Here is an 8,575-nt window from a genome sequence, read left to right as displayed (position 1 = left end):
GCCCTCCCCCCGGCACCCGCCCCGGCGCAGGAGCAGCCCACCGGCCGGCGGGCCCGCCGTGGCGCCCCGCAGGAGCCGCAGCCGGGCCTGGTGCCCGCGCTGCCGGCGGCCCCCGCGCCGGAGCAGGACGCTCCGGGCAACGGCCGCCGTGCGCGAAGGGCCCCCGGCGCGGAGGCGCGGGCGACGCCGGAGCTCCCGGCGCTGCCGGCCGCCCCTTCGGTCCCCGCCACCCCGGCGACCGAGTGGCCGGAGGCCCAGGGCTCGGCCCGTCGCCCGCGCGGCATCGTGGAGAGCACCCCGCGCCCGTCGGCGATCGTCGACCCGCGGCGGCTTCCTCCGCCCGCCCCGGCGCCGCTGCCGGAACCGCCGGCCGTCGAGCCGCCGATGATCCCCGAGCAGACGCAGCGCACTCCGGAGCCACAGCCCGTGGTGCCGCCGCAGCCGCAGCCCATGGTCCCGCCGCAGGCTCCGGCACCCGCGCCGGCGCAGCCCCAGCCGTCGTCCATGCCGAGCGACGGCGGTACGCAGGGCCGGGCCATCAGCGTGCGCACCCTCGGCCAGGGCGTCGCCTTCGCCCAGCAGATCAACGAGCAGGTCGCCCAGCCGTCGAGCGGCTCCGGGCGCCGCCGCAAGCTCGCCACCCCCGCGGAGCCCGAGGCGCCCAAGGCCGTGGCACCTGCGGCCGTGAACGGCACGGAGACCCCCGGCCGGGCGTACGCCATAGGCGCTCCCACGGAGGCCACCGAGGGTCCCGAGCCGCTCGACGGCCCCAACGGCGCCGTCGACGTCACGGAGGAGTCCGGCCCCGAGCCCGGCGCCGTGCTGGACGAGCCGCGCCGGCTGCTGGTCTGGCCGGAGCCGGACGTCTCCACCCGCCAGGCGCTGACGGACCGCGGCTACCGCCCGGTCATCGTCCGCTCGCGCGAGGAGGTCGACGCCCAGGTCTCCGATCCGCCCGCCGCGCTCTTCGTGGACCCGCTGACCGGGCCCATCACACGTACCGCGCTGCAGTCGCTGCGCCAGGCGGCGGCGCAGGCCGAGGTGCCCGTCCTCGTCACGGCCGGCCTCGGCCAGGCCACCCGCGAGGCCGCGTACGGAGCCGATCCCGCCGTGCTGCTCAAGGCGCTGGCCCCGCGCGACAGCGAGCAGCACCCGCCCCGGGTACTGCTGATCGAGGCCCACACGCCGATCGCCCAGGCCTTCACCGCCACGCTGGAGCGGCGTGGGATGCACGTCGCGCACGCCCAGTCCGAGGCGGACGCGATGACGCTCGCCGCGCAGATGCACCCCAACCTCGTGGTGATGGACCTGATGCTCATCCGCCGCAGGCGCCAGGGCATCATCGACTGGCTGCGGGCGAACGGCAGGCTGGAACGCACGCCGATGGTCGTCTACACCGCGGTCGACATCGACCCGGCGGAGCTGCCGCGGCTGGCGTCCGGCGAGACGGTCCTCTTCCTCGCGGAGCGGTCCACCAGCACGGACGTCCAGGGACGCATCGTCGACATGCTGGGCAAGATCGGCTCCTGAGGGCCCACCGCACGACGCACGCCGGGCCCCGGGGGGTGCGCCCCCCGGGGCCCGGCGTACGCGTGGCGCGTCGTCAGACGAGCTTGGTGACGTCCAGCTCTCCCGCCGCGTACTGGCGGCGGATCACCTTCTTGTCGAACTTGCCGACCGAGGTCTTCGGCACCGCCGGGATGACGGCCCAGCGCTCGGGCAGCTGCCAGCGGGCGACGCTCTCGCCGAGGAAGGCGCGCAGTTCCTCGTAGCCGACCGTGGTGCCGTCCTTGAGGACGACCGTGGCGAGCGGCCGCTCGCCCCAGCGCTCGTCGGGTACGGCCACCACCGCGGCCTCGGCGACGGCCGGGTGGGCCATGATGGCGTTCTCCAGCTCGACCGAGGAGATCCACTCACCGCCCGACTTGATGACGTCCTTGGCGCGGTCGGTCAGCGTCAGGTAGCCGTCGTGGGTGATGGTGCCGACGTCGCCGGTGCGCAGCCAGCCGTCGGGGCTGAACTTGTCCTCGGGCAGGAGCGCTTCTGCGTCGGCGCCGCCGTAGTAGGCCGCGGCGATCCACGGCCCGCGGACCTCCAGTTCGCCCGCGGACTCGCCGTCCCAGGGCAGCACCTCGCCGGACGGGCCGACCAGCCGGGCCTCCACGGAGGCGGGGAAGCGGCCCTGGGTGATCCGGTACGGCCACTCCTCCTCCTCGGTGAGGCCGGCCGGCGGGTGGGCCATGGTGCCCAGCGGGGAGGTCTCGGTCATGCCCCAGGCGTGGAGGAGGCGGACGCCGAGCTTGTCGTACGCCTCCATCAGGGAGGGCGGGCAGGCGGAGCCGCCGATGGTGACGTGCCGCATGCTGGTGATGTCGCGGGGCTTGGCGGCGAGTTCGGCGAGCAGGCCCTGCCAGATGGTGGGGACGGCGGCGGCGTGCGTGGGACGCTCGCCCTCGATCATCTCGGCCAGCGGGCCGGGCTGCAGGAAGCGGTCCGGCATCAGCATGTTGATGCCGGTCATGAAGGTGGCGTGCGGCAGGCCCCAGGCGTTGACGTGGAACTGGGGCACGACGACCAGGGTGGTGTCGGCGTCGGTCAGGCCCATCGACTCGGCCATGTTGACCTGCAGGGAGTGCAGGTAGATCGAACGGTGCGAGAACAGCACGCCCTTGGGGTCGCCGGTGGTGCCGGAGGTGTAGCACATGGCGGCCGCGGAACGCTCGTCCAGCTCGGGCCAGTCGTAGCGGTCCGGGCGGCCCTCGATGAGGGACTCGTACGTGTGCAGGGCGGGACGGCAGCCCTCCAGCGGCGAGGTGTCGCCGGGGCCGACGACGACCACGTGCTCGACCGACTCCATGGCCGGCAGCAGCGGTGCCAGCAGCGGTATCAAGGTGCCGTTGACCAGGACCACGCGGTCGGCGGCGTGGTTGGCGATGAAGACCAGCTGCTCGGCGGGGAGCCGGAGGTTGAGCGTGTGGAGGATCGCGCCCATGGAGGGGATCGCGAAGTACGCCTCGACGTGCTCCGCGTTGTTCCACATCAGGGTCGCGACGCGGTCGTCCCGCTCGACGCCGAGTTCGTCGCGCAGCGCGTGCGCGAGGCGGGCGGCGCGGGCACCGATCTCGGCGAACGAGCGGCGCTGCGGCTCGCCTTCACCGGTCCAGGTCGTGACCTGCGACCGGCCGTGCACGGTCGAGCCGTGGGTCAGGATCCGTGACACCAGCAGGGGAACATCCTGCATTGTGCTCAGCACCGGGCGCCTCCTCGTTGAAGCGGCTACGCGTGGGTAGGTGGGTGCTGAGATTCTGCTGGCATACCGAGCGGTATGTCACTACCCCAGGCGCAATTCGGGGTCCTCGCGGAGTTTGCCCAGGGCGCGCGACACCGCGCTCTTGACCGTGCCGACCGACACCCCGAGCGCCTCGGCGGTCTGCACCTCGCTCATGTCCTCGTAGTACCTGAGGACGACCATCGCCCGCTGGCGGGCCGGCAGCCGGGCGATCGCGCGCAGCAACGCGTCGCGCTGGGCCTGCTGCTCGGCCTCGTCGGGGCCGGTCACGGCGCGGCCGTGCGGCTCGGGGAGCTCGTCGGTGGCGTACTCCTCCACGCGGCGCCTGCGCCACTGCGAGGTGCGGGTGTTGACCAGCGTGCGGCGCACGTAGCCGTCCAGCGCCCGGTGGTCGTCTATCCGGTCCCATGCCAGGTAGGTCTTGGTCAGGGCGGTCTGCAGCAGGTCCTCGGCGTCGCAGGGGTTGGCGGTGAGCGAGCGCGCGGTCCGCAGCAGCGCCGGGCCCTTGGCCCGGACGTAGCGGGTGAACTGGGCCTGCGAGGCGCTGGTGCACACGGGCGTCGTCATGGCTCCACGCTAGGAGCCGGTCCGGGTGCGGGGGATCCGCCGCAGGTGCCGAAGCGGGGTCACCCTGAAGTCGTAGGGCGGGGGCCCGCCCCACCTCCGGAGGGCTGAGGCCGCACCCGCCGCCCCTACGGGTCGCCCCGCAGGGACGGCGTCCTCGCGGCCGCCCGCCGCGTCATCCGACGACGGCCACCGGCCCGTCCAGCCGGTTGCGGTCGATCGCCAGGCGCCGGCCGCCGTGCTTCTCGCGCACGCTGCCCGAGTACTGGTGGATGCGGCCGTGCGGATGCCAGGCGTCCCGGCCGAGGACCGGTTCGCTGCGCACCGCGGGCTTGCCCTGCCAGCGGGCGAACCAGACCGCGCGCGGCAGGTCGTCGTAGCCCTCCCGGCGGGCCCGCTCGACGTGCCGGATGCCGGACTCCGAACTGCTGTAGAGGCCCGGCAGGTAGCCGGCGTCGTCGACCTCGCGGTCCCAGGCCCGGATGAAGTCGAGGGTCTGGTCGGCGCAGCGGGACCGCTTGACGTTGTACGCCTCCATGTCGAGGTAGAGCGCGCTGCCCTCCTCGAAGCCGAGGGCGGCGGCCCTGCGCACGGCGTCCCAGCCCTCGCCCGCACCCTGGCCCCAGGGGTCGTCGGTGCTCATCCGGTGGTTGCGCAGATGTCTGCCGCGTACGCAGGGCGACTGCGAGCCGACGTAGATCGGCAGGATGCGCCAGCCCATGCGGTGCACCGATCGCACCCAGGTGCGGTTGAGGTGCCGCTGGGTGCTGCAGGCACGGGCGCGGCCGCCGTAGTAGACGCCGATGGCGCGGTACTTGGAGCGCAGCCAGGCCCTCATCGTGGACAGCGGCGGCGTGCGGCAGGTGTCGAAGCCGTAGCCGCGGTAGACGCGGGTCGGGCCGCCCCCGGACGGGGCGCCTTCCTCACCGCCGAGGCCGTAGGGGAGGTCCAGGCCGTCGAGCAGACCCGTGTCGGCGAAGCCGAACGGGTCGTCGTCACCGCCGTCACCGGGCGCCCGGGCCGGCCGGTCCTGCCGGTACGTCCGGACCGCGCCCGGCGTGGCAGCCGTCACCGAGGCCGGCTTGGCGGCCGGCGCGGCGGGACGCGGTACGACGGCCTCGGCCGCGGTGGGACCGGCCAGGAGGCAGGCCAGCACCATCGCCACGATCGCCCCGTGTCGGATGATCGGCTTGTGTTCGCGCATGGGTCGAGTGAACGCAGGCGGCTGCCCGCGAACGGGGCAGCCACGCCCCGCTGTCAGCCGTACGCAGCAACGCCCGGCCCCGGATGGGCCGCCGGTGCCGGGGCCGGCTCAGTCCGCCGCGCCCAGCAGCAGTCCCGAGGTCGGCACCCCCGTACCGGCCGTGACGAGGACGTGGGCCGCGCCGGGTACCTGGTTGACGCTGGTGCCGCGCACCTGCCGCACCGCTTCGGCGATGCCGTTCATCCCGTGCAGGTACGCCTCGCCGAGCTGTCCGCCGTGGGTGTTGACGGGCAGCCTCCCGCCCCGTTCCAGACCGCCGTCGGCGGCGAAGGCGGCCGCCTCGCCGCGCCCGCAGAATCCGTACTCCTCCAGCTGCATCAGGACGAAGGGGGTGAAGTGGTCGTAGAGCACGGCGGTGTCGACGTCCTGCGGCCGCAGGCCGGAGGTCCGCCACAGTTGGCGGGCCACGACCGCCGACTCGGGGAGCCCGCACAGGTCCTGGTCCGGCCGGTAGTAGCCGGTCATCTGTTCCTGGCCGCGCCCCGCGCCCTGGGCGGCCGCCCTGATCACCGCGGGCGGGTGCCGCAGGTCGCGGGCCCGCTCGGCGGAGGTGACGACCAGGGCCTGGCCGCCGTCGGTCTCCTGGCAGCAGTCGAGCAGGCGCAGCGGCTCGACGATCCACCGCGACGCGGCGTGGTCGGCCAGAGTGATGGGCCGGCGGTGGAAGTACGCGGCCGGGTTGGTCGCGGCGTGCCGGCGCCCGGCGACGGCGACATGGCCGAAAACCTCCGGTTCGAGCCCGTACGTGTGGAGATAGCGCTGTGCCGACATGGCGACCCAGGACGCGGGGGTGAGCAGCCCGGACGGCAGGTTGACGCCGAGCGCCGCGCCCTCCGCCGAGGGTTCGCGCTGCTGGACGCCGGAGCCGAAGCGGCGGCCCGAGCGCTCGTTGAAGGCCCGGTAGCAGACGACGACGTCCGCGACACCGGTCGCAACGGCCATCGCGGCCTGCTGCACGGTGGCGCAGGCGGCCCCGCCCCCGTAGTGGATCCGGGAGAAAAAGCCGAGTTCCCCGATGCCGGCCGCCTGGGCGACGGTGATCTCCGGGCTGGTGTCCATCGTGAAGGTGACCATGCCGTCGACGTCGTCCGGCGTCAGCCCGGCGTCCTCGACCGCCGCGCGCACGGCCTCCACGGCGAGCTTCAGTTCGCTGCGTCCGGAGTCCTTGGAGAACTCCGTCGCGCCGATCCCCGCGATCGCGGCCCGTCCGCCCAGGCCGTCGCGCCGGCGTACGCTCATCCGCCCCCCACCTCCAGCACCGCGGTGCCCGTGACGTGCCGCCCCCGCCCGACCGCGCCGATGACCTCGACGGTCGCCTCCGTGCCGCGCACCGCCGTGACGCGCCCGGTGAACACCAGCTCGTCGCCGGGGTGCGCCGGGGCGCCCAGCCGTACGCGCAGTGAGCGGAGCACCGCCGAGGCGCCGAAGTGCCCGGCGAGGTAGCGGCCGACGAGCCCGCCCGTGGTGAGGATGTTCAGGAAGACGTCCGGCGAGCCCTTGGCCCGCGCCGCGTCGGGGTCGTGGTGCACGTCCTGGAAGTCGCGGGTGGCGACCGCCCCGGCGACGACCAGCGTCCGCGTGACGGGGATCCGCAGCTCCGGCAGGACGTCGCCCGCCCGCGCCCCCGGTCCGGTCATCTCACACCCCCGCACGGAAGACGGGCACGGCCGGCTCCCCGTCGGCCTGCCGGAACTCAAGCGTCACCGGCATGCCGATGCGCACCTTCTCGTACGGCACGCCGACCACACCGCCGAGCAGGCGGACCCCTTCGGCCAGTTCGACCAGGGCGACCGCGTACGGCGGGTCGAAGGCGGGGAACGGCGGGTGGTGCACGACGACGCGGCTGAAGACGGTGCCGCGCCCGCAGGCCGGTAGCGTGTCCCAGGCGTCGGAGCCGCAGCTGTTGCAGCCGGGGAGCCACGGCAGCCTCAGGGTGCCGCAGGAGGAGCAGCGTTGGATGAGCAACTCGTGCCGCCCGACGCCCTCCCAGTACCCGGCGTTGTCCCGGTTGACGACCGGGCGGGGCCGTCGCGGCCGCTCGCCCGGCGCCCGCGCGGGAGCGTACTTGAGGATGCGGAAGCGGTGGCGGCCGGCGAGTTCGCCGTCCGCCCTGACGTCCATGCGCGTGGTGACGAAGTGGCCGCTGCCGAGGCGCGTGGTCTTGCGCGGCGACACGGACTCGATCACCGCGTCGAAGGTGATCCGCTCGCCGGGACGCAGCGGCCGCAGGTACTCCTGCTCGCAGTCGGTGGCGACGACCGCGGTGCAGCCGGCCTCGTCGAGCAGCGCGAGCAGTTCGTCGTAGGCGCCGGCGCGGGAACCGCCCCCGGCGGCGTCCCCCGGCCCGGGGAGCCCGCGCATGGTCCACACCTGGAGCATGGGGGCGGGTGCCGTGCCGTCCTGCGGGACGGGATGGCCCAGCGCCTCGCACCAGTGCCTGATCATGGGCCGGTTCACGGAGTCCTTGCCCTCGCCCGCGACGGCGGCGGGGCGCCCCTCGTACGTCACCAGCCGCTCGTACAGGTCGTCGGTCGTCATCGTCGCCGCCACCGCCCCCAGTTTCTGACTGACCGTCAGATTGGCGAGGAAGCGGCACCGCTGTCAAGACGCCCGGACGGAAGGCGTTGTCCACAGGCTGTGGACGACGCCGGACGTGACTGCGCGACGGCAGTGAGGTTGCCGTCGCGCAGTCGACCCTTCAGCCCCTCGGCCCGCCCCGGCGGCGGACCGGTCCGCTCACCACATGGGGCCGAAGTGGATGCTGAACGTCGGCTGGTTGATGGTGGTGAAGGCCGAACCCACCACGCTGGCCGTGCTGTTCTGGTTGGAGGCCCCCGCCCCGGTCGCCGCCTGCTGCGTCGTCGTCACCGTCCCGAAGTTGTCGCGGCCCACGTTGCCGCCGCTGTTGCTCACCACGGTCGCGTTGGAGGTGCCACCCGCCACGGCGCCGTTGTCGGCCACCGCCGTGCCGGCGAACAGCGCCGCCGCGAGCGGCAGCGCGGCCAGGGCGGACACGACTCGGGCGGTACGGATGCTTGCCATGTGTTTCCCTCCGAGGAGTGGATACCAGGTGCGCGGTGCGGCCGGCCGACCGCTCCGCAGGCTCTGCGACGTCGCCGCAAGCAGAGTTGCCCAGCACCACGGCGGACAAGCCGGACCTTGATCCCTTTCGCTCGCAAGCGTGACGATCTGTCGACAAACCTCCACAACCGCCGCCGCTGACCCGCTCGGCCGCGTCCCGGCCACCACAACCCGGTCCCGGTGGGCGCGGAATCGTTACGGCACGACTTTCGGCCAACCTCGGCGACCCGGCCCTCCCCACCGGCGCCACCGCCCGGGTGGCCACCACGGCGCCGTTCGGGCGGATGCCGCACCTCCCCGGTGCGTGGCGCGCCGGGAGGCGGCCGTCCGCTTCCTACGCTCCGGCTGACGGACCCCCGCTGCCCGTCGCGCCCCCG

The 8,575-nt window shown here is 74.3% G+C and carries 8 protein-coding genes; 1 reads left to right on the top strand and 7 read right to left on the bottom strand.

Annotated features, from left to right (window positions below; all coding sequences use genetic code 11):
• On the top strand, positions 1-1,530 hold a 1,530-nt coding region (locus tag PV350_RS41430), incomplete at its 5' end, for a response regulator (RefSeq protein ID WP_500338570.1).
• Positions 1,531-1,603: 73 nt separating this feature from the next.
• Here the strand turns inward: PV350_RS41430 and PV350_RS41425 are convergent.
• The 7 genes from PV350_RS41425 to PV350_RS41395 form a co-directional block, all read right to left on the bottom strand.
• Positions 1,604-3,253, bottom strand: coding sequence for a long-chain fatty acid--CoA ligase (locus PV350_RS41425; RefSeq protein WP_499512975.1), 1,650 nt, complete (start codon positions 3,251-3,253; stop codon positions 1,604-1,606).
• A 78-nt stretch (positions 3,254-3,331) separates the two neighbouring features.
• Positions 3,332-3,856 (bottom strand): SigE family RNA polymerase sigma factor, encoded by a 525-nt coding sequence (locus PV350_RS41420; protein ID WP_499512974.1) that lies wholly within the window; start codon positions 3,854-3,856, stop codon positions 3,332-3,334.
• A gap of 172 nt (positions 3,857-4,028) precedes the next feature.
• Positions 4,029-5,057, bottom strand: coding sequence for a DUF1906 domain-containing protein (locus tag PV350_RS41415; RefSeq protein WP_499512973.1), 1,029 nt, complete (start codon positions 5,055-5,057; stop codon positions 4,029-4,031).
• A gap of 108 nt (positions 5,058-5,165) precedes the next feature.
• Positions 5,166-6,356, bottom strand: coding sequence for a lipid-transfer protein (locus tag PV350_RS41410; protein ID WP_499512972.1), 1,191 nt, complete (start codon positions 6,354-6,356; stop codon positions 5,166-5,168).
• Positions 6,353-6,754, bottom strand: coding sequence for a MaoC/PaaZ C-terminal domain-containing protein (locus tag PV350_RS41405; protein WP_499512971.1), 402 nt, complete (start codon positions 6,752-6,754; stop codon positions 6,353-6,355). The genes PV350_RS41410 and PV350_RS41405 overlap by 4 nt, the downstream gene beginning before the upstream one ends.
• Position 6,755: 1 nt before the next feature.
• On the bottom strand, positions 6,756-7,655 hold the full coding sequence (locus PV350_RS41400; RefSeq protein WP_500338568.1) for a Zn-ribbon domain-containing OB-fold protein: 900 nt from the start codon (positions 7,653-7,655) through the stop codon (positions 6,756-6,758).
• Between the two features lie 198 nt (positions 7,656-7,853).
• The gene (locus PV350_RS41395; RefSeq protein WP_499512970.1) at positions 7,854-8,159 is read right to left on the bottom strand and encodes a hypothetical protein; all 306 of its coding nucleotides are present in this window, start codon (positions 8,157-8,159) and stop codon (positions 7,854-7,856) included.
• Between the last annotated feature and the right edge of the window lie 416 nt (positions 8,160-8,575).

Origin of the sequence: Streptomyces sp. PA03-6a (assembly GCF_033792765.1) — a bacterium.
In the GTDB taxonomy this organism is placed as follows: domain Bacteria; phylum Actinomycetota; class Actinomycetes; order Streptomycetales; family Streptomycetaceae; genus Actinacidiphila.
This window is presented reverse-complemented; position numbering and strand designations above follow the sequence as displayed.

Bases quoted from the DNA above. Each gene is read 5' to 3' on its own strand.
- PV350_RS41400 (WP_500338568.1), bottom strand. From the start codon at position 7,655: ATGACGACCGACGACCTGTACGAGCGGCTGGTGACGTACGAGGGGCGC.
- PV350_RS41395 (WP_499512970.1), bottom strand. From the start codon at position 8,159: ATGGCAAGCATCCGTACCGCCCGAGTCGTGTCCGCCCTGGCCGCGCTG.
- PV350_RS41410 (WP_499512972.1), bottom strand. From the start codon at position 6,356: ATGAGCGTACGCCGGCGCGACGGCCTGGGCGGACGGGCCGCGATCGCG.
- PV350_RS41420 (WP_499512974.1), bottom strand. From the start codon at position 3,856: ATGACGACGCCCGTGTGCACCAGCGCCTCGCAGGCCCAGTTCACCCGC.
- PV350_RS41415 (WP_499512973.1), bottom strand. From the start codon at position 5,057: ATGCGCGAACACAAGCCGATCATCCGACACGGGGCGATCGTGGCGATG.
- PV350_RS41405 (WP_499512971.1), bottom strand. From the start codon at position 6,754: ATGACCGGACCGGGGGCGCGGGCGGGCGACGTCCTGCCGGAGCTGCGG.